The 20,826-nt window shown below is 67.8% G+C and carries 18 protein-coding genes; 4 read left to right on the top strand and 14 right to left on the bottom strand.

What is annotated here, in order from left to right:
* Positions 1 to 31: 31 nt before the first annotated feature.
* From EV147_RS00145 to coq7, 13 genes are all read right to left on the bottom strand, one after another.
* The gene (locus tag EV147_RS00145; RefSeq protein WP_130389122.1) at positions 32 to 1,015 is read right to left on the bottom strand and encodes a D-alanine--D-alanine ligase; all 984 of its coding nucleotides are present in this window, start codon (positions 1,013 to 1,015) and stop codon (positions 32 to 34) included.
* Complete coding sequence (gene murC / locus EV147_RS00140; protein WP_130389121.1) at positions 1,012 to 2,427, bottom strand: UDP-N-acetylmuramate--L-alanine ligase; 1,416 nt, start codon at positions 2,425 to 2,427, stop codon at positions 1,012 to 1,014. The genes EV147_RS00145 and murC overlap by 4 nt, the downstream gene beginning before the upstream one ends.
* A 10-nt stretch (positions 2,428 to 2,437) precedes the next feature.
* A complete protein-coding gene (murG, locus tag EV147_RS00135; protein ID WP_130389120.1) occupies positions 2,438 to 3,508 on the bottom strand; it encodes an undecaprenyldiphospho-muramoylpentapeptide beta-N-acetylglucosaminyltransferase in 1,071 nt (356 codons plus the stop codon).
* Between the two features lie 109 nt (positions 3,509 to 3,617).
* The gene (gene ftsW / locus EV147_RS00130) at positions 3,618 to 4,859 is read right to left on the bottom strand and encodes a putative lipid II flippase FtsW (RefSeq protein WP_130389119.1); all 1,242 of its coding nucleotides are present in this window, start codon (positions 4,857 to 4,859) and stop codon (positions 3,618 to 3,620) included.
* Positions 4,856 to 6,367: a UDP-N-acetylmuramoyl-L-alanine--D-glutamate ligase gene (gene murD, locus EV147_RS00125; protein ID WP_130389118.1), complete on the bottom strand. Its 1,512-nt coding sequence runs from the start codon at positions 6,365 to 6,367 to the stop codon at positions 4,856 to 4,858. Before murD ends, ftsW begins: the two co-directional genes overlap by 4 nt.
* A gap of 50 nt (positions 6,368 to 6,417) precedes the next feature.
* Positions 6,418 to 7,587: a phospho-N-acetylmuramoyl-pentapeptide-transferase gene (gene mraY, locus EV147_RS00120; protein WP_130389117.1), complete on the bottom strand. Its 1,170-nt coding sequence runs from the start codon at positions 7,585 to 7,587 to the stop codon at positions 6,418 to 6,420.
* A 13-nt stretch (positions 7,588 to 7,600) separates the two neighbouring features.
* Positions 7,601 to 9,010 (bottom strand): UDP-N-acetylmuramoyl-tripeptide--D-alanyl-D-alanine ligase, encoded by a 1,410-nt coding sequence (locus EV147_RS00115; protein ID WP_130389116.1) that lies wholly within the window; start codon positions 9,008 to 9,010, stop codon positions 7,601 to 7,603.
* Entirely contained in the window at positions 9,007 to 10,554 is a 1,548-nt protein-coding gene (locus tag EV147_RS00110) for a UDP-N-acetylmuramoyl-L-alanyl-D-glutamate--2,6-diaminopimelate ligase (protein WP_130389115.1), read from the bottom strand. The genes EV147_RS00115 and EV147_RS00110 overlap by 4 nt, the downstream gene beginning before the upstream one ends.
* On the bottom strand, positions 10,551 to 12,365 hold the full coding sequence (locus EV147_RS00105) for a peptidoglycan D,D-transpeptidase FtsI family protein (RefSeq protein ID WP_130389114.1): 1,815 nt from the start codon (positions 12,363 to 12,365) through the stop codon (positions 10,551 to 10,553). Before EV147_RS00105 ends, EV147_RS00110 begins: the two co-directional genes overlap by 4 nt.
* Entirely contained in the window at positions 12,362 to 12,679 is a 318-nt protein-coding gene (gene ftsL / locus EV147_RS00100) for a cell division protein FtsL (protein WP_130389113.1), read from the bottom strand. Before ftsL ends, EV147_RS00105 begins: the two co-directional genes overlap by 4 nt.
* A complete protein-coding gene (gene rsmH / locus EV147_RS00095; RefSeq protein WP_130389112.1) occupies positions 12,676 to 13,653 on the bottom strand; it encodes a 16S rRNA (cytosine(1402)-N(4))-methyltransferase RsmH in 978 nt (325 codons plus the stop codon). The genes ftsL and rsmH overlap by 4 nt, the downstream gene beginning before the upstream one ends.
* A 7-nt stretch (positions 13,654 to 13,660) precedes the next feature.
* Positions 13,661 to 14,089 (bottom strand): division/cell wall cluster transcriptional repressor MraZ, encoded by a 429-nt coding sequence (mraZ, locus tag EV147_RS00090; RefSeq protein ID WP_130389111.1) that lies wholly within the window; start codon positions 14,087 to 14,089, stop codon positions 13,661 to 13,663.
* Positions 14,090 to 14,537: 448 nt separating this feature from the next.
* Positions 14,538 to 15,161, bottom strand: coding sequence for a 2-polyprenyl-3-methyl-6-methoxy-1,4-benzoquinone monooxygenase (coq7, locus tag EV147_RS00085; RefSeq protein ID WP_130389110.1), 624 nt, complete (start codon positions 15,159 to 15,161; stop codon positions 14,538 to 14,540).
* Between the two features lie 339 nt (positions 15,162 to 15,500).
* Between coq7 and EV147_RS00080 the strand changes: the two genes are divergently transcribed.
* From EV147_RS00080 to EV147_RS00065, 4 genes are all read left to right on the top strand, one after another.
* Positions 15,501 to 16,685, top strand: a complete 1,185-nt coding sequence (locus EV147_RS00080; RefSeq protein ID WP_130389109.1) for a porin — start codon at positions 15,501 to 15,503, stop codon at positions 16,683 to 16,685.
* Positions 16,686 to 16,867: 182 nt separating this feature from the next.
* Complete coding sequence (locus tag EV147_RS00075) at positions 16,868 to 17,869, top strand: Bug family tripartite tricarboxylate transporter substrate binding protein (RefSeq protein WP_130389108.1); 1,002 nt, start codon at positions 16,868 to 16,870, stop codon at positions 17,867 to 17,869.
* A gap of 61 nt (positions 17,870 to 17,930) precedes the next feature.
* On the top strand, positions 17,931 to 18,437 hold the full coding sequence (locus EV147_RS00070) for a MarR family winged helix-turn-helix transcriptional regulator (protein ID WP_130389107.1): 507 nt from the start codon (positions 17,931 to 17,933) through the stop codon (positions 18,435 to 18,437).
* On the top strand, positions 18,434 to 18,898 hold the full coding sequence (locus EV147_RS00065; RefSeq protein WP_130389106.1) for a hypothetical protein: 465 nt from the start codon (positions 18,434 to 18,436) through the stop codon (positions 18,896 to 18,898). Before EV147_RS00070 ends, EV147_RS00065 begins: the two co-directional genes overlap by 4 nt.
* 73 nt (positions 18,899 to 18,971) lie before the next feature.
* Here EV147_RS00065 and EV147_RS00060 read toward each other — a convergent pair whose 3' ends face one another.
* Positions 18,972 to 20,654 carry a long-chain fatty acid--CoA ligase gene (locus EV147_RS00060; protein WP_130389105.1) on the bottom strand — a complete coding sequence of 561 codons (1,683 nt, stop codon included), beginning with the start codon at positions 20,652 to 20,654 and terminating at the stop codon, positions 18,972 to 18,974.
* Between the last annotated feature and the right edge of the window lie 172 nt (positions 20,655 to 20,826).

Raw genomic sequence — 20,826 nt, 5'->3', positions numbered from 1 at the left:
TGGTTGGGTCTCGGGGTCGTCGGTCCGGCTGTTATTCGGGTTTCCAGTGCTCGTTCGGGTGCAGGTCCAGCGTCGCCAGGGCCAGCACCTGCATCACGAAGTCCTCGTAGCTGATGCCATTCGCGCGCGCCGCCATCGGCACGAGCGAATGGCCGGTCATGCCAGGCGAGGTATTCATTTCGAGCAGGTACGGGCGGCCATCGCGCGTCAGCATTACGTCCGCGCGGGCCCAGCCTCGGCAGCCCAACACGCGGAATGCTTCGACGGCCAGCGCGCGGACTTCGTTCTCCAGCGTTTCAGGCAAAGTCGAGGGGCACAGGTATTGGGTATCGTCAGTAAAGTACTTATTTTGATAGTCGTAGTTCGACTCTGGCGCAACAATCTTGATAACCGGCAGCGCTTCGGCCGTCGCACCCTCGCCCACGACGGGGCAAGTCAGCTCCGCGCCGTCGATGAACGATTCGGCAATCACGTCGTTGTCGAGGTCGGCGGCCTTCTGGAACGCGGCGGCCATCTGGTCGGCCGCGGTCACCTTGGTCAGCCCGATCGACGACCCCTCGCGCGCCGGCTTGACGATCAGCGGCAGGCCCAGGTCGCGCACCACGGCGTCGAAATCGGTGTCGGCGTGGAGCATGGCAAAGCGCGGCGTGGCCAGGTCGTGGGTCATCCACAGCCGCTTGGTGGCCTGCTTGTCCATGGCCAGCGCCGACGCCAGCACGCCGCTGCCGGTGTACGGCACGCCCAGCTGTTCGAGCAGGCCCTGCATCGTGCCGTCCTCGCCGTAGCGGCCATGCAGCGCGATGAAGACGCGGTCGAACCTGGCCGCGGCCAGTTCGGCCACGGACTGGAGCGCCGGATCGAACGGGTGGGCGTCCACCCCGCGCGACTGCAGCGCGGCCAGCACGCCGTTGCCGGACATCAGCGAGATCTCGCGCTCGGCCGACTTGCCGCCCAGCAGCACGCCAACCTTGCCCAGCGATTTCGGATCGATATTGGGATGGGCCACGAAACTCATTGCTGACCTCCCGCCTGGCGCGACACCAGTTGTCCCGGCACGGCGCCGATCGAACCGGCGCCCATCGTCACGACCACATCGCCAGGCCGCACGGCATTCAGGATCGACTGGGGCATATCCTCGATCTGTTCCACGAAAACAGGTTCCACCTTGTTGGTCACGCGCAGCGCGCGGGTCATCGCCCGGCCGTCGGCGGCCACGATCGGGGCCTCGCCGGCGGCGTAGACCTCGGCCAGCAGCAGCGCATCGACGGTGCCGAGCACCTTCACGAAATCCTCGAAGCAGTCGCGCGTCCGGGTAAAGCGGTGCGGCTGGAACGCCAGCACCAGCCGGCGGCCCGGGAACGCGCCGCGCGCGGCGGCCAGCGTGGCGGCCATTTCCACCGGGTGGTGGCCGTAGTCGTCCACCAGCGTGAAGGTGCCGGCGCCGTCGGGCGTTGCCACCTCGCCATAGCGCTGGAAGCGGCGGCCCACGCCGTGGAACTCGCGCAGCGCCTTGACGATGGCGGCGTCCGGCACCTCCAGCTCCGTGGCGATGGCGATGGCGGCCAGCGCGTTCTGCACGTTATGGTCGCCCGGCAGGTTCAGCACGATGTCCAGCGGCGGCTCGGCATGGCCGTTGAGCTGGCGCAGCACCGTGAAATGCATCTGGCCGTCCACGGCGCGCGCGTTGATCGCCCGGATCTGCGCGTCCTCGGCAAACCCGTAGCGGACCACCGGCTTGGACACGAACGGCAGGATCTCGCGCACGTTCGGGTCATCGACGCACAGCACCGCGATGCCGTAGAACGGCAGGCGCTGGGTGAATTCCACGAACGCCTGCTTGAGCCGGGCGAAATCGTGCCCGTAGGTGTCCATGTGGTCGGCGTCGATATTGGTGATGACCTCCATCACCGGGAACAGGTTCAGGAACGACGCGTCCGACTCGTCGGCCTCGGCCACGATGAAGTCACCGGTGCCCAGCCGCGCGTTGGCGCCAGCCGAGTTCAGCCGGCCGCCGATCACGAACGTGGGGTCCAGCCCGCCTTCGGCCAGCACCGAGGCCACGAGGCTGGTGGTGGTGGTCTTGCCGTGCGTGCCGGCAATGGCCACGCCCTGCTTCAGGCGCATCAGCTCGGCCAGCATCACCGCGCGCGGCACCACGGGGATACGGCGGGCGCGGGCGGCCAGCACCTCGGGGTTGTCGTTGGTCACCGCGGTGGACACCACCACGGCGTTGGCGCCTTCCACGTTGGCGGCATCATGGCCGTGGCAGACGCGGGCGCCGAGCGAGGCCAGGCGCCGCGTGGCAGCGTTGCTGCCCATGTCGGAGCCCGAGACCTTGTAGCCCAGGTTCAGCAGGACCTCCGCGATGCCGCTCATGCCGGCGCCGCCGATGCCTACGAAGTGGATGTTCTTGACGATATGCTTCATTGAATTCGTTTCACTTGTCGCCCGCCGCCTGCCGGCAGATCTCGGCTACGCGCCGGGTTGCCTCAGGCTTGGCCAGGCTGCGCGCCGCGCGCGCCATGTCCTTCAGTTGCTCGCGCGTCAGGCCGGCGATGGTCTGTGCCAGCCCTTCCGCGCTCAGGTTGTTCTGTTGCACCAGCAGCGCCGCGTCCTGCCTCGACAGGAACGCCGCGTTGGTGGTCTGGTGGTCGTCCACCGCGTGCGGGAACGGCACGAACAGTGCGGCCACTCCGGCGGCCGCCACTTCCGATACCGTCATCGCGCCAGCGCGGCAGATGACCAGATCGGCGTCGGCATAGGCCGCCGCCATGTCGTCGATAAATGGCACGGTCTCGCCGGCCACGCCCGCCGCCGCGTAGTTCGCACGGAGTTGGTCGATCTGTTTCACCCCGGCCTGGTGCTTCACCGTGGGCCGGCTGGCCTCGGGCAGCAGCGCCAGCGCCTTCGGCACGACGTCGTTCAGCGCCGCCGCGCCCAGGCTGCCGCCCACCACGAGCAGGCGCAGCGGGCCGGTGCGATGGTCGTAGCGTGCCTCGGGCGCCGGGATCGCGGCCAGTTCGGCGCGCACCGGGTTGCCGGTCCACTCGCTGTCCGGCAAAGCGTCCGGGAACGCGCACAGCACGCGGTCGGCCACCTTCGCCAGCACCTTGTTGGTCAGCCCGGCAATCGAATTCTGCTCGTGCAGCACCAGCGGCCGGCCCAGCAGCGACGCCATCATTCCCGCCGGGAACGTGATGTAGCCGCCCATGCCGAGCACCACGTCCGGCTTCACCCGGCGCAGCGCGCCAATGCTTTGCCAGAACGCGCGCAGCAGGTTCAGCGGCAGCAGGAACTTGGTCATCAGGCCCTTGCCGCGCAGCCCGCCGAACTGGATGAACTCCATCGGGATGTCGTGCTTCGGCACCAGCGTGGCTTCCATGCCGGTACGATTGCCCAGCCACACCACGCGCCAGCCCTCGTCACGCAGCGCGTGCGCCACCGCCAGCCCCGGAAAGACGTGTCCGCCAGTGCCGCCAGCCATGACGAGAAGAGTGCGCGCGGTCATACCTTCCCTCCGCGCATCGGAACGCGATTTTGGCTTCGGCCGCTGCGCTTAACTTCCTGCTGACGCAGGAAGTTAGCCTTCACCGAAATCGAGCGTTGACGCACTCCGGTCATACCTTCCCTCCGCGCATCAACACTCGATTTTCGTAATCAATCCGCAGCACGATGGCCAGCGCCACGCAATTCATCAAAATCCCCGAGCCGCCGTAGCTCACCAGCGGCAGCGTCAGCCCCTTGGTGGGCAGCAGGCCCAGGTTCACGCCCATGTTGATGAAGGTCTGCCAGCCGATCCAGACCCCCATGCCCTTGGCCACCAGGCCGGCGAAGGTGCGGTCGAGCTGCAGCGCGGTGCGGCCGATGTTGAAGCAGCGGCGCACCAGCCAGTAGAACAGCACGATCATCACCAGCACGCCGATGAAGCCGAACTCCTCGCCGATCACGGCCAGGATGAAGTCGGTATGCGCCTCCGGCAGGTAGTGCAGCTTTTCGATGCTGCCGCCCAGGCCCACGCCGGTCCATTCGCCGCGCCCGAAGGCGATCAGCGAGTGGGTCAGCTGGTATGCCTTGCCCAGCGCGTTGCTTTCTTCCCACGGGTTCAGGTACGCAAAAATCCGCTCGCGCCGCCATGGCGACGCCGTGATCAGCAGGCCGAACGCGCCCACCGCCACGCCCACCAGCCCGGCGAACAGCTTGCCGTTGATGCCGCCGAGGAACAGGATGCCCATCGCCACGGCCGCGATCACGAGGAAGGCGCCCATGTCGGGCTCCAGCAGCAGCAGCATGCCCACCACCACCACGGCCACGCCCATCGGCAGGAAGCCCTTGGACACCGTCTGCATCCATTCCTGCTTGCGCACGGTGTAGTTGGCCGCATACAGCACCACGGCCAGCTTCATCAGTTCGGACGGCTGGAAATTCATCACGCCCAGCGGAATCCAGCGCCGCGCGCCGTTCACGCCCTTGCCGACAAACGGCACCAGCACGATCACCAGCAGCGCCAGCGCGATCAGGAACAGCTTCGGGGCGTATTTGTCCCAGACCTTGACCGGCACCTGGAACGCCACCAGGCCCATCGACAGCCCGACGAACAGCGCAAACGCGTGGCGCGTCAGGAAGTGCACTTCGCGGTAGTTGGCATAGCGCGGCGAGTCCGGCAGCGCGATCGACGCCGAATAGACCATCACCAGGCCGAACGTCAGCAGCACGATCGCCACCCACAGCAGCGGCTGGTCGTACTCCATCATCCGCGAACGGGTCGGCTTGACGCCCGACACCGCGTCGCGCAGCCCACCCCAGGCGTTGCCGATGGTGGCGCCGATGAATCCGCTGCGCTTGACCTGTGGCTCGCTCATGGCATGATCCCCCGGGACAAGGCCAGTTCTTCCACGGCGCCGCGGAACACCTGCGCGCGGTGGACGTAGTTGCGGAACATGTCGAGGCTGGCGCAGGCCGGTGAGAGCAGCACGACGTCACCGGATTCCGCCAGCGCGGCCGATTTTTCCACGGCCTCTTCCAGCGAGGCCGCGTCCACGATTTCGGTCCCGGCATCGGAGAGTGACGCCCGGATCACCCCGGCATCCTTGCCGATCAGCACCACGGCCCGCGCGTACTGCGCCACCGGCGTGGCCAGCGGCGAGAAATCCTGCCCCTTGCCTTCGCCACCGGCGATCAGCACCACGCGCTTGTCCAGACCGTTCAGCGCGGCCACCGTGGCGCCCACATTGGTGCCCTTGCTGTCGTCGAAGTATTCGACCTCGTCGATCGTCGCCACCCACTCCACGCGGTGCGGCTCGCCGCGATACTCGCGCAGGCCGTGCAGCAGCGCGTTCAGCGGCAGGTCGATGGCGCGGCACAGCGCCAGCGCGGCCATGGCGTTGGTGGCGTTGTGCATGCCGCGGATGTGCAGCGCGTCGGCCGGCATCAGGCGCTTGTGGCGCACCGGTACGGGCGGCTCGGCGGGCTCGTCCTTCTTCCGGCGGCGCGGCTTCTGCTCGCTTTCCGCCTCGGGGTCGGGTTCGGCCACGGCCAGCCACGGCATGCCGCCGTCGCGCAGCACGCCGTAGCTGCCGGCCACTTCAGGCAGGTCCGTGCCGAAGGTCACCAGCGGCGCGCCGGCCCGGGCCATGTCCATGGTCAGCTTGTCCTGGCGGTTCAGCACCTGCACGCAGCCCTTGTCGGCCGGGCCGAAGATGCGCGCCTTGGACGCGGCGTAGGCTTCCATCGAGCCGTGCCAGTCCAGGTGATCCTGTGTGAGGTTCAGCACAGTCGCCGCATGGGGCGCCAGCGAATATGTGGTCTCAAGCTGGAAGCTCGACAGTTCGAGCACCCAGACATCGGGCAACGTGGCGCTGGCAATGCATGCCGAGAGCTTGTCCAGCGCCGACGGGCTGATGTTGCCGGCCACGCCAACGGTCTTGCCCGCCCGTTCGGCCAGCCGGCCGGCCAGTGCGGTGGTAGTGGTCTTGCCGTTGGTGCCGGTGATCGCCAGCACCTTCGGAGCGTAACCCGAGGTGGCCTCGAGGTAGCCGAGCGCCTGCGCGAACAGTTCGATCTCTCCCCAGACCGGAATGCCGCGCGCCTGCGCCGCATCGAGCAGCGCCCGGGTGTCGGGGTCCAGCGGCGACAGCCCCGGGCTGATCGCCACGAGGCCGATGCCGTCCAGCAGCGCTTCGGCGAACCGGCCGCCGGCGAACTGCGCCGACGCCAGTTCGGCCTGCAGCAGGCCCAGGTTGGCAGGCGCCTCGCGCGTGTCGGCCACGCGCACGCGGCAGCCGTTGAGGCCGCACCAGCGCGCCATGGCCAGGCCCGATTCGCCGAGGCCCAGTACCAGCACTTGAGGTTTCTGCAACGCGCCAAACACTTCGGATTCCTGCCTTATATATATATATAGAGAGAGAGGGATGATCCCGGTCAGCGCAGCTTCAGCGACGACAGCCCGATCAGCACCAGCAGCATCGTGATGATCCAGAACCGCACGGTGACCTGCGTTTCCTTCCAGCCGCTCAGCTCGAAATGATGGTGCAGCGGCGCCATGCGGAACAGGCGCCGGCCTTCGCCATAGCGCTTCTTCGTGAACTTGAACCACGTGACCTGCAGCATCACCGAAAGCGTTTCCACCACGAAGATGCCGCCCATCACGAACAGTACGATCTCCTGGCGCACAATCACGGCGATGGTGCCCAGCGCGCCGCCCAGCGCCAGCGCGCCCACGTCGCCCATGAACACCCGCGCCGGGTGGGCGTTGAACCAGAGGAAGGCCAGCCCCGCCCCGGCCATCGCCGAGCAGAAGATCAGCAGCTCGCCGGCGCCGGGAATGTGCGGGAACAGCAGGTACTTGCTGTAGACCGAGCTGCCCATCACGTAGGCAAACACGCCCAGCCCGCCGCCCACCAGCACCACGGGCATGATGACCAGGCCGTCCAGGCCGTCCGTCAGGTTCACGGCGTTGCTCGAACCCACGATCACCAGATAGGTCAGGATGATGAAGCCCGTGACACCCAGCGGATAGCTGATCTCCTTGAAGAACGGGACGATCAGGTTGGTCTTGTACGGCATGTCGGCGAACATCCCGCCCTCGATCCAGCCCAGGAACAGGCTCCAGACACGCACGTTGCTGGCCTCGGACACCGAGAACGCCAGGTACACCGCCGCTACCAGCCCGATCAGCGTCTGCCAGAAGAACTTCTCGCGGCTCGACATGCCGCGCGGGTCGCGGTAGACCACCTTGCGGTAGTCATCGACCCAGCCCACGGCGCCGTAGCCGATCGTCACCAGCAGCACCACCCAGATGAAGCGGTTGCCCCAGTCGCACCAGAGCAGCGTGGAAATGGCGATCGAGATCAGCACCAGCACGCCGCCCATGGTCGGGGTGCCCGACTTCACGAGGTGGGTCTGCGGGCCGATCGTGCGCACGGCCTGGCCAATCTTCAGTTCGGTCAGGCGACGGATCACCCACGGCCCGAAGCCAAGGCCGATCACGAGCGCGGTGAGGTTGGCCATCACCGCGCGGAAAGTCAGGTAGTTGACGACCCGCAGGAAGCTGTAATCGTTTTGCAGCCACTGGGCCAGAGCCAATAACATCGTGTGTCTTCTATTAGTGAGCGGAAGGTGATGCGACCAGCGCCTCGACCATCCGTTCCATGCGCATGAAGCGCGATCCCTTCACGAGCACGGCGGCCGCACCGGCCACCACGCCCTCCTTGTCCTGCCGCAGCGCGTCCAGCAGCGCCTCGGCGTCGGCAAAATGCCGGCCCGCCGCGCCATACGCCTGCACCGCGTGCGGCGCCAGTTCGCCGATGGCCCACACCGTCTCGATCCCGCGCTCGTTCGCATAGGCGCCGATCTCGGCATGGAACGCCGGGCCCTGGTCGCCCACCTCGCCCATGTCGCCGAGCACCAGCACGCGCGGGGCGGCAAAGCCGGCCAGCACGTCGATGGCGGCACGCATCGAGTCGGGGTTGGCGTTGTAGGTGTCGTCGATCACCACCACGCCGGCGGGCGTGTGCCTGACCTGCAGCCGGCCCTTGACGGCGGCAAACCCGGCAATGCCGCGCCGGATCGCATCGATCTCCACGCCGGCCGCCAGCGCGCAGGCCGTGGCGGCCAGCGCGTTGCGCACGTTGTGCGTGCCCAGCAGTGGCAGGCGCAAGTCGAACGCCTTATCCTGCGCGTCCACATGCAAGACCTGTACGCCATCCTCCAGCGACACCGTCGCGCGCACATCGGCCGACGCACCGGTACCGAACGCCAGCACCCGGCGCCCGCCAGCCGCGCGGCGCCAGATGTCCGCGTGCGCGCCGCCGCTCTCGGCATCCACCGGGAACACGGCCACGCCGTCCGCCGGCAGCGCCGCGATGGCACTCGCGTGCTCGTGCGCCACCGCCTCCACGCTGACCATGAATTCCTGGTGTTCGCGCTGGGCGTTGGTGATCACGGCCACCGTGGGCTGGGCGATGCCGGCCAGGTAGACCGTCTCGCCCGGATGGTTCATGCCGAGTTCGAGCACGGCCAGCCGGTGATGCTGGCGCAGGCGCAGCACGGTCAGCGGCAGGCCGATGTCGTTGTTCAGGTTGCCGCCCGTCGCCAGGCGGTCGTCCTCACCCACGGCCGCCGCGAAGATCGCGGCGATCATTTCCTTGACCGTGGTCTTGCCGTTGCTGCCGGTCACGGCCACCGTGGGCGGCGTGAACTGGCGGCGCCATCCGGCGCCCAGTTCGCCCAGGCCCAGCCGCGTGTCCGGCACGACCAGCGCGGGCACGTCGAGTCCGGCCAGCGCCGCCTCGCTGCTGACCAGCACGGCGGCGGCGCCGCGCGCCACCACATCGGCCAGGAAGTCGTGCGCGTCGAAACGCTCGCCCTTGAGCGCCACGAACAGGTCGCCCGGGGCCACGGTCCGGCTGTCGGTATGCACGCGCGTGAAGCTGCGCGCCGCATCGCCTGAAATGCGCGCGCCGGCCATCCAGCCGGCGGCTTGCTGCAAAGTCGTCATCGGGGTTCCTGTCATGCCGACACCCCCCGTGTGCCCAGGGTCAGGCGCACATGTTCGCGGTCCGAAAACGGCCGCTTGCGGCCCTGGATCTCCTGCGTGGCCTCATGGCCCTTGCCGGCCACGAGCACCACGTCGGCCGGGGCGGCGTGCTTGATTGCATAAAGAATGGCGGCGGCGCGGTCCTCGACCAGCCGGGCGCGGCCACGGTCCTGCATGCCGTCCGCAATCTGTTCGAGGATGTCGCGCGGGTCCTCGCTGCGCGGATTGTCGCTGGTCAGCACCACCTCGTCGGCCAGCCGCTCGGCCACGCCGCCCATCAGCGGGCGCTTGGTGGCGTCGCGGTCGCCGCCGCAGCCGAACACGCACCAGAGCCGGCCCTGGCGGGCGTCGGCCACCGGGCGCAGCGCGCCCAGCGTCTGCACCAGCGCGTCGGGGGTGTGGGCGTAGTCGACCACGGCCAGCGGGGCGTCGTGGCCGCCGAACAGTTCCATGCGGCCTTCCACCGGTGTCAGCGTCCGCAGCGCGGCCAGCGCGGCGTCCCACGCCACGCCCTGCGCCAGCGCGGCGCCGAGCACGGCCAGCAGGTTGCTGACGTTGAACGTGCCGATCATCGGCGTGCTCACATCGGCCGAGCCGAAGCTGCCATCGACATGGAAGGCGGTACCGGTGCCCGTGGCGCGCACGCCGGTGGCGCGCAGCCATTGGGCGCGCGACGCGGTGGCGCCGGCCTTGCCGTCGATGCCGTATTCGATCACCACCGGCGCGGCCACCGCTGCGGCATTGCCGGCCAGCAGGCGGGCACCCATGCAGTCGTCGCGGTTGACCACCGCGGCGCGCAGGCCATCCCATTGGAACAGCAGCGCCTTGGCGGCCTCGTACTCGGCCATCGTGCCGTGGTAGTCAAGGTGGTCCTGCGTCAGGTTGGTCAGCACGGCCACGCCAAACCCGGTGCCGGCCACGCGGCCCTGCTCCAGGCCGTGCGAGGAGACCTCCATGGCGATGGCGCGGGCGCCCGCGTCGTGGAGTTCGGCCAGGCTGGCCTGCAACTGCACCGCATCGGGCGTGGTGAATCCGGTATGGCGCAGCGCGTCCGGAAAGCCCGTACCGAGCGTGCCGATCGTCGCGCACGGCGTGCCGGCGGCCTGCAGCAGGCGCGCCAGCCACTGGGCACACGACGTCTTGCCGTTGGTGCCGGTGATGCCGGTCACGGCCAGCCCGCGCGCCGCGATGCCGTACCAACCGGCCGCGATCGGCCCAGCCAGGTCGTGCAGGCGCGACACGCCCAGATGCGGCACCGCGTCGCCGTGGAACCAGTCGAAGCCGTCGGCCTCGTAGACCACGGCCGAGGCGCCAGCCGCAATCGCCTTGTCTATATAGGGGCGGCCATCGGTGGCCAGCCGCTCGTTGCCGAGCACGTACGCAAAGAACACGTCGCCGGGCTGCACCCGGCGCGTATCGCCGGTCAGCTTCGCGCCGGCGGGCGCGTGCGTACGCAGCCAGGCCAGCGCGTTGCTGGCCTGGGCGGAAACTTCGAGCGGGAGCAGCGGCTTGGCCGTCATGGCATCGCCCCCAAGGGTTCGCTCTCGGCCACCTTGTCGGTGACCATCAACTGCCGGATCGGCGAATCGGGCTGCACGTTCAGCGCGCGCAGGGCGCCGCCGGTGATCGCCGAGAACGCCGGGCCGGCCACGGCGCCGCCGTAGTGGCTGCCGGCCGTGGGCTCGTCGACACTGACGGCCACGATCACGCGCGGATTCGACATCGGCCCCAGGCCGATGAACGACGCGCGGTACTTGCTGCGGTCATAGCCCCGGCCCACGTGCTTGTACGCGGTACCGGTCTTGCCGCCGATGCGGTAGCCCATCACCTGCGCCTCGGGGGCCGTGCCGCCCGGCGCCGTCACGGTTTCGAGCATGCCGCGCACGTCGCGCGCCACCTTCGGCGTCAGGATGCGTTCGCCGGTCACCGGGCCGCTGGTCTTGAACATCGACACCGGGATCAGCTCGCCGTCATGGGCGAAGATCGTATAGGCGTGCGCCACCTGGAACAGCGACACCGACAGGCCGTAGCCGTACGACATCGTCGCCTGCTCGATCGGGCGCCAGCTCTTCCAGGGGCGCACACGGCCCGCCACGGCGCCCGGGAAGCCGATCTTCGGCGCCTGGCCCAGGCCCACGCTGGTGAACATGTCCCACATTTCCTGCGGCTTCATCATCATCGCGATCTTGGTCGTGCCGATATTGCTCGACTTCTGGATCACGCCGCTCACCGTGAGCGAGCCGTAGTTGTGCGTATCGGAGATCGTCGCCCCCTCGAATGTGTACTTGCCGGTGGTGGCAATCGTCGTCGACGGCGTCACGCGGCCCAGTTGCAGCGCCAGGCCCACCGTGATCGGCTTCATCATCGAGCCCGGCTCGAAGGTATCGGTCAGCACGCGGTTGCGCAGCTGCTCGCCAGACAGGCGGGCACGGTCGTTCGGGTTGTACGTCGGCCAGTTGGCCAGCGCCAGCACCTCGCCCGTCTGGGCGTCGAGCACCACGGCGCTGGCGGCCTTGGCCTTGTGGCGTTCGACCACGGCCTTGACCTCGTTGTACGCCAGGTACTGGATCTTGGCGTCGATCGACAGCTGCAGGTCCTCGCCGTCGCGCGGCGTCTTCAGGATGCCGACGTCCTCGACCACGCGGCCCAGCCGGTCCTTGATCACCTGGCGCGCGCCGGGACGGCCGGCCAGCACGCTCTCGCGCGCCAGTTCCATGCCTTCCTGGCCCTTGTCCTCCACGTTGGTGAAGCCGACGATATGGGCCATCGCCTCCCCTTCCGGGTAGAAGCGCTTGTATTCGCGCGTCTGGTGCACGCCGTCGATCTTGAGCGCGGCGATCTTGTCGGCCGCGTCGGGCAGCACCTGGCGCTTCAGGTAGACGAAGCTCTTGTCCTCGTTGAACTTGGCGCGCAGGTCCTTCTCGGACATTTCCAGCAGCTTCGCCAGCTGGCGCATGCGCTGCGGATCGATGTCGTTGGGCACGTCCTCGGGCACGGCCCAGATCGCCTTGACCGGCAGGCTGGTCGCCAGCACCAGACCGTTGCGGTCCAGGATCTTGCCGCGCGTGGCGGGCAGTTCGAGCGTGCGCTGGAAGCGCTTCTTGCCTTCGGCCTCGTAGAACTGGTTGCCCGGGCCCTGGATCCACATCGCGCGCACGGCCAGCGCCGCAAAGGCCGCGAACATCAGGAACACCACGAACTTGGAGCGCCACATCGGCAGGCGCAGGCCCAGCACCGGGCTGGCCGAGAACTGGCCGGTACGCGGACGCGCCGCCTCGCCACGGGGCTTGTTGCCGTTGCGGGGGCGGTTCAGGGGCTGGCGCGCGGTCATTTGTCGGCGCCTCCGGCGGGCTTCCCGGCGTCCGGCGGGGTCGTCGGCAGCACCACGCCCTGCAGGTATTGCGTGCGGCCGGCCAGCGCCGGCGACATCTTGAGCTGGGCGCGCGCCGAATCGGCAATCCGCGCGCTCTTGCTCAGCGAACTCTGCTGGTACTGCAGGCGTGACCAGTCGATGTCGAGCTGCTTCTCCTCGGCCTGCGCGCGCTCCAGCGCCACGAACAGCGTGCGTGCCTGGTGCTGCGCGCTGACCAGGGACAGCGCGCAGAGCATCAGGGCGGCAAGCAGGAAGAAGGTCAGGCGGTTCATGCCGGCGGCGCTCCGAGCTTTTCGGCCACGCGCATCACCGCCGAGCGGGCGCGCGGGTTGTCGGACACCTCCTCGGTGCCGGGCTTGAAGCGGCCCAGCAGCTTCATGGTCGGCTGGGGCAGGTCGATGGCACGCAGCGGCGCGCGGCGCAGCGCGGGATCGGCATCCCGCTCGGGACGCGCGTGCGCCTGCATGAACCGCTTGACGATGCGGTCCTCCAGCGAATGGAAGCTGATCACCACGAGCCGGCCCCCGACCTGCAGCAGGTCATATGCGGCCTTCAGACCGGTTTCGAGGTCCGCAAGCTCTTGATTGACGTGAATCCGTAGAGCTTGAAAGGTGCGGGTCGCAGGGTCCTGACCCTTCTCACGTGTCTTGACGGCTTTCGCCACGAGCGCGGCAAGGTCTGAAGTAGTGGCGACTGGACCGCCATCGCCGGGTTCGCGCCGGCGAGCAACAATCGCCTTTGCAATCTGTACAGCAAACCGTTCTTCCCCATAGTCTCGTATCACCCTGGCAATGTCGTGCTCGTCCGCCTGCGCCAGCCACTCGGCGGCGGTGACGCCGCGCGTGGTGTCCATGCGCATGTCCAGCGGGCCCTCGAAACGAAAGGAAAATCCCCTCGCCGCCTCGTCGATCTGGGGCGAGCTGATGCCCAGGTCGAGCAGCACGCCGGCCACCGGCGCGCGGCTTGCCAGCCGGGCGCCCATTTCCGCAAAGCTCGCGTGCTCAATGGAGAAGCGGGCATCCCCGATGGTGCCCGCTTCTGCGATTGCTGCCGGATCCTTGTCGAAGGCGACCAGGCTGCCGGCCGGTCCCAGCCGCGCCAGCACCGCGCGGCTGTGCCCGCCCCTGCCGAACGTGCCGTCCACGTAGGCGCCGTCGGGCCGCCAGACGAGCGCGTCGACGGCCTCGTCCAGCAACACGGTGCGATGGCGCAGGGCGGTGGTCCCCGGCGTTGCGGTAGGGCTCATGACCTCTTCAGAAAGAGAAATTCTTCAATGCGTCGGGCATGCCCTGCGCCATCGCCGCCTGTTCCTTGGCGGCGTAGGTGGCGGCATCCCAGACTTCGAAATGGCTGCCCATGCCGAGCAGCATCACTTCCTTGTCGAGCATGGCGGCACTGCGCAGTTCCGGTGCAATCAGCACGCGGCCCGCGCCGTCCATCTCCACGTCGGCGGCGTTGCCGAGAAAGATCCGCTTCCACCAATGGGCATCCATTGGCAGCGCCGCAATGCGGCCGCGGAACACCTCCCATTCCGGCCGGGGAAAGAGCAGCAGGCAGCCGTCCGGGTGCTTGGTCAGCGTCACCCGGCCCTCGGCCTGCGTTTGCAGCGCCTCGCGATGCCGGGACGGAATTGACATCCGCCCCTTGGCATCCAGCGACAGCGCCGATGCTCCCTGAAACAAGCTAAGCCCCCCGGTGTCCGCCGGCGTCTCATGCGCCCGCGGCTGGTCGATTCATCCTGGTCCGCCACCGTTCCATCCGCTGCGAATGATCGCAGAGACAGCCCCGTAATTCACACAAAAATACACTTCCTCACACTATTTCCCACTTTAGAGGAAGCATTTTGGCCGGTCAAGGCTCGTCACGGGGCAGAAACAGGGAATTTTTGAATCAGAACAAAGACTTAGCGCGACAACTTCACGCACTGATAATGGGAATCCTTAATGAAATGAAGCACTTGGGGAGCAAAGCAGAGAAACCACCTGAGAACTGCCGGGAGGGGGACTGCCAGACCGCGCGGCATGCATTCGGTTCCGCGCGTTGGGGAAGGATACAACGTTTTGCCGCGCGCCCTTCCGGAACAAGGGCTTGCGGCAGTTTTCCACAGGGTCCGCCCCGGGCTCGGACGGGTCAGATACGGTAGGCCGTGGAGGTCATGACTTTCGACGCCGCGCGCATCAGCGCACGCACCGCGCCGGGCAGCGGTACGCCGCCGGCATCGCGCGCGGCATCGCCATGGCGGATCTCGTCGTCGCGCATCTGTTCGAGGATGGCGCGCGAGCGGCCATCGGCGGGCGGCAGGCGGTCGAGGTGGCCGGTCAGGTGGTGCTCCACCTGGCGCTCGGTCTCGGCGACGAAACCCAGGCTCACGCGATCGCCCGCACGGCCGGCCACGAAGCCGATGGCAAAGGCGCCCGCATACCAGACCGGGTTCAGCAGGCTTGGCCGGCTGCCGAGTTCGCGCAGGCGCTCGGCGCACCAGGCGAGGTGGTCTTCCTCCTCGCTGGCGGCGGCGTCCATCTGCGCGCGGACTTCCGGCGTGCGGGCGGTCAGCTTCTGCGCCTGGTACAGGGCCTGCGCGCAGACCTCGCCCACATGGTTGATGCGCATGAGACCGGCCACGTGGCGGCGCTCCTCGGCGCTCATGGCTTCGGTATCGGGCGTGAGGCGGTCGGCGGGGTTGTCGCGGCCCGCGCGGGTGGCACCGGCGATCGCGCGCAGTGCGACATCGAATTCTCGGATCAGCGTGTCCATGCGTGTCAATGGAGAGGTCTGCCGGCGCGCCGCGCGCATGCCCCACCGATGGGTAGAGTCATGCCTCGGTTGCGCATCGGGAATTCCCGCATTGTACCCGCGCGGCTTTATGCAGGTCTGCCCGCGCGGGCCGGCGGGCGCTTCCGGCTTGCGCCTGCGTACCCAGAAACCCTGAGTTGTGAAAACAAGACAAGACGTTTACCACAGGGTCAAAAAAAGAACCGTTTTGCTAGAGTTGTCCGCAGCTTCCAAGGAAGTCAAGCGCGGAAGGATATAGAGGGCTCACAGGAGGTCCTTCCGAAGCTTCAACTAATAATTCTTAAGTGGAGATCACCCAGCATGAAAAAATCGCTACTCGCGCTTGCCGCGATGAGCGCGTTTGCCTCTGCTGCAAACGCGCAAACCAGCGTGACGCTCTACGGCGTCGTCGACGTGCCGATCGAATATAACAATCACCTGGCACCGGGCTTCAACACCAATCCGGCCAGCTGGGGCCCGAACGGGCGCCCGCCTTCGCTGGCCGGCGGCGGCAGCCGCGTGGGCCTGCAGACCGGCGGCGGCCTGTCCGGCTCGCGCTGGGGCCTGCGTGGCACGGAAGACCTCGGCGGCGGCCTCTCGGCGCTGTTCGTGCTGGAAAGCGGTTTCGGCCTCGACGATGGCCGCTCGCAGCAGGGTGGCCGCCTGTTCGGCCGCCAGGCGTACCTGGGCCTGCAGAGCACGACGCTCGGCCGCGTGACCTTCGGCCGCCAGTACACGACGATGTTCGACATGTTCGCGAACTTCTCGCCGACCGGCTACGCGACGATCTACGAACCGGTGGTGGCGCAGCTGGGCACCAACTTCCGTTCGGACAACACGGTCAAGTACACCGCCAAGGTGGGCCCGGTCACGGCCGAGGCGCACTGGAGCTTCGGCACGGGCGTGGCCGCGATCGGCCCGGTGCCGCTGGCTGGCGCCGGTGCCGGCGAATCGCCGGGCAACTTCAACAACAACGCGGGCGGCGGTGCCGGCGTGCTGTACATGAGCGGCCCGCTGGGCCTGACGGTGGCCTACGACGAATGGCGCCCGACGATCACGATCGGCCAGCCGGGCCGCTCGCGCAAGGTGGGTGCCGCGGCCAGCTACACGTTCGGCCCGGCAAAGGTCATGGCGGGCTACCGCTACGGCCGCACCACCGACAACGCCGACCAGGAACTGCTGCGCGACAACTACTACTGGTTCGGCGTGAACTACCAGGTCACCGCACCGCTGGGCCTGACGCTGGCGTACTTCTACGACGACGTGAAGACGATGCGCGCGTCGTCGGCGTTCGCCCGCGACAACCCCAAGAACCCGTGGCAGATCAGCTTCGTGGCCGACTACAACTTCTCGAAGCGCACGGACGTCTACCTGACGGCCGGCTACGTGAAGAACTCGGGCCTGAACTTCGACACCTCGGCAGTGAGCTTTGCCAACGGCTATCCGCTGCAGCAGGGCAAGACCAGCCAGGTTGGCGTGGCCGTGGGTGTGCGCCACAAGTTCTGACCGCCGTACCACGCATCGACATTGTTCCTTTTCAAGGCGCCTCCGGGCGCCTTTTTTGTTGCCCCCGCTCCCGCACCCGGCCCGAATGTCTCAACGGGTTTCACCTCATCTGCGCCGCAGGCGCCGGCCACTAGAATGGCCTCCAGACCGATGACCGGCCGCCCTTCCCTGGAGACCCTGCCATGCAAGCAACCCGCCGCCGCGCCTCCGCGCTGCTGCTGTCGATCGCCCTGAGCCCGCTGGCCATTGCCGCGGCCCACGCCAGCGACGCCTACCCGAGCAAGCCGATCCGGCTCATCGTGCCGTTCCCGGCCGGCGGCACCACCGACATCATGGCGCGCGCCGTCTCGGCCGAACTGTCGAAGCTGCCGGGCTGGAACGTGGTGGTCGACAACAAACCCGGCGCCGGCGGCAACATCGGCTCGGACATGGCCGCCAAGGCCGCGCCGGACGGCTACACGCTGCTGATGGGCACCGTGGGCACGCACGGCATCAACCAGTCGCTGTACGGCAAGCTGCCGTTCGATCCGATCAAGGATTTCGTGCCGGTCACGCTGGTGGCCGCCGTGCCGAACGTGCTGGTGGTCAATCCGGCCTTCGCCGCCCAGAACAAGATCAACAGCGTCAACGACCTGATCGCCTACGCCCGCGCCAATCCGGGCAAGCTGAACATGGCGTCGAGCGGCAATGGCACGTCGATCCACCTGGCCGGCGAGCTGTTCAAGACGCAGACGCGCACGTTCATGGTCCACTTCCCGTACCGCGGCAGCGGCCCGGCGCTGACCGACCTGACCGGGGGCACGATGCAGGTGATGTTCGACAACCTGCCGTCCTCCATGCAGCTGATCAAGACCGGCAAGCTCAAGGCGCTGGCCGTGACCAGCGCCAAGCCGTCTCCCGCGCTGCCGGGCGTGCCGACCATCGCCCAGGCGGCCAACCTGCCCGGCTTCGAGGCCAGCTCGTGGTTCGGCCTGCTGGCGCCGGCCGGTACGCCGCCGGAGATCGTCAACCGCATCCAGCAGGAGGTAGCCAAGAGCCTGAACTCGCCGGCCGTGCGCGAGCGGCTGCAGGCGCAGGGCGCCGAGCCCTCGGGCAACACCTCGGAGCAGTTCGCGGCGCTGATCCGCTCGGAGACCACCAAGTGGGCCAAGGTGGTCAAGGATTCGGGCGCGAAGGTGGACTGATCCGGCAGCGGGCATCGCGCATATACTTGAGGCATGAAATGTTCAGGGTGCCTCGATCACGATGCCCAACTCTTCCGCCGGTAGCAATCCGGCCGACCCCGCGCCGGTAGACCTGGAAACCAGCGCCGGCGAGTCGGCGCACGAGGCGCTGCGGCTCTGGCTGCGGCTGCTGACCTGCACCACGCTGATCGAGGGCGATATCCGATCGCGGCTGCGGCAGGATTTCGCGGTCACGCTGCCGCGCTTCGACCTCATGTCGCAGCTCGACCGCCACCCCGAGGGCCTCAAGATGGGCGAGTTGTCGCGCCGCATGATGGTCACCGGGGGCAACGTCACCGGCATCACCGACCAGCTCCAGCAGGAGGGCCTGGTCACGCGCGAGGCGCTCCCCACGGACCGCCGTGCTTTCCTGATCCGCCTGACGCCTGCCGGGCGCGAGGCGTTCTCGCAGATGGCGCGCGCCCATGAAAGCTGGGTGGAACAATTGTTCTCCGGGCTTGCCGAAACGGACAGACGCGCGCTGTTCCGATTGCTGGGACGTTTGAAGACAAGCCTGACCACGCCATGACCCGATCCCGACTCCCTCTCCGCCCGCTGGCGCTCCTGGCCCTCGGCGCCACGTTTGCCACCCTGTCCGCCTGCAGCAGCACCCCGGCGGCCCCGCAGATCACCCCCGTCAACGCCACGATCAAGCTCGGGCGGGTGACCGAGAAGGCATTCCTGTCACGCGTGGACGTGGCCAGCCCCGGCGCCGGGTACGGCGCCACCGGGGTAGGCGTGGGAGGTTTTGCAGGTGGGGGTGGGGGCGGAGGCGGGGTTGGCCTGTCGGTCGACCTGACCCGGCTGTTCAGCCGGCCGGCGCCGCCGCAGCAGGTCGATCTCTACCGCTACAAGGTGCGGGCCAGCGACGGCACCGTGGCCCAGATCGACGCCCCGGCCGCGCAGGGACTGGAGCCCGGCACCTGCGTGCGGCTGATCTATCCCGATGGGCAGGCACAACCGCAGATGGCGCCGTCGAACGAGTGTTGAGTTTGCCGGCCGGTGGTGGTCTCCCTCTCCCGCGCAGCAGGAGAGGGGAAAGAACGGGCGAGGGATTAAACCTCTACGCCGCCTTCCGGCTATCCCGCAGTTCCCGGCGCAGGATCTTGCCGACATTGGTCTTGGGCAGCTCCGTGCGGAATTCCACGTACTTCGGACGCTTGTAGCCGGTCAGGCGCTCCTTGCAGAACGCGATCACGTCGGCTTCCGACAGGCCCGGGTCCTTCTTGACCACGAACAGCTTGACCACCTCGCCCGAGTGCTGGTCGGGCACGCCCACGGCGGCCACTTCGAGCACGCCCGGGCATTCCGCCACCACGCCTTCCACCTCGTTCGGGTACACGTTGAAGCCCGAGACCAGGATCATGTCCTTCTTGCGGTCGACGATCTTCGTGTAGCCGCGCTCGTCCATCACGCCGATGTCGCCGGTCTTGAAGAAGCCGTCCGGGGTCATGACCTTGGCGGTCTCGTCCGGGCGGTTCCAGTAGCCGGCCATCACCTGCGGGCCGCGCAGGCAGATCTCGCCCGGCTGGCCGAGCGGCAGTTCGTTGCCATCGTCGTCGCGGATCGACACTTCCGTGGACGGCAGCGGCAGGCCGATGGTGCCCGAGAATGCGTCGGTGTCGGTGGGATTGCAGGTGGCCGACGGCGAGGTTTCCGACAGGCCGTAGCCCTCGATGATCGGGCAGCCGGTCTTGGCCAGCCAGTTCTTGGCCACGGCTTCCTGCACGGCCATGCCGCCGCCGTTGGCCACGCGCAGGCCCGAGCAATCCACCTTGGCAAAGTCCGGATGGTTCAGCAGCGCGTTGTAGAGCGTGTTCACGGCCGGGAACATGTTGAACTTGTACTTCTGCAGTTCCTTGATGAAGCCCGGGATGTCGCGCGGATTCGGAATCAGGATGCTCAGCCCGCCGCTGCGCATGCCCAGCAGGCAGCAGACCGTCAGCGCGAAGATGTGGTACAGCGGCAGCGCGGTGATCGTGATGACCTGGTCCACGGGGGCGCCCTTGGCCAGCGCCGGCTGCATCCATGCCTCGGATTGCAACACGTTCGAGACAATGTTCCGGTGCAGCAGCGTGGCGCCCTTCGACACCCCGGTGGTGCCGCCCGTGTACTGCAGGAACGCGATATCGTCCGGGCCGGTGCTGACCGGCTTCAGTTCCATGGCGCGGCCCTCGGCCAGCACGTCGTTGAAGCGCACGCAGGTGGGCAGTTCCCACGCCGGTACCATCTTCTTGACGTTGCGCACCACGAAATTGACGATGGCGCCCTTCAGCCCGCCCAGCATGTCGCCCATGCTGGCCACCACGATGTGGCGCACCGGCGTGGCCGGCAGCACGGCCTGCAGCGTGCTGGCGAAGTTTTCCAGGATGACGATGGCTTCGGCGCCGCTGTCCTTGAGCTGGTGCTCCAGCTCACGCGGCGTGTACAGCGGGTTGACGTTGACCACCACGTACCCGGCGCGCAGCACGGCGGCCAGCACCACCGGATACTGCAGCACGTTCGGCATCATGATCGCCACGCGGGCGCCGGGGCGCAGGCCGCGCGACTGGAGCCAGGCGGCGAAGTGGCGCGACAGCGCGTCCAGCTCGCCATAGGTGATGGCCTTGTCCATGCAGATGAAGGCACGGCGGTCGGCATAGGTACGGAACGATTCCTCGAGCAACTGGGCCAGCGAACGGAACTGGCTGGCGTCGATCTCTGCCGGTACGCCCGCCGGATAATGTTTCAGCCACAGCTTTTCCATACCGTCTCCTGAATTTCTGAATGGTCGTTCGATTTTTGGGGAATGCTAAACGCCTGCCCCATGTAAAGACAACCCGTTAGACGAAGTCCTCCACGAATTCGCTCGCGGATTTGGTGAATTATGCGTCACGCCACGATCGGTTCAAGGGAATACCCTGACGATTCCGGCATGG

The organism is Cupriavidus agavae (assembly GCF_004217045.1).
Lineage (GTDB): Bacteria > Pseudomonadota > Gammaproteobacteria > Burkholderiales > Burkholderiaceae > Cupriavidus > Cupriavidus agavae.
The sequence above is the reverse complement of the archived record's forward strand: the minus strand, read 5'-3'. Positions and strand labels throughout refer to the sequence as shown.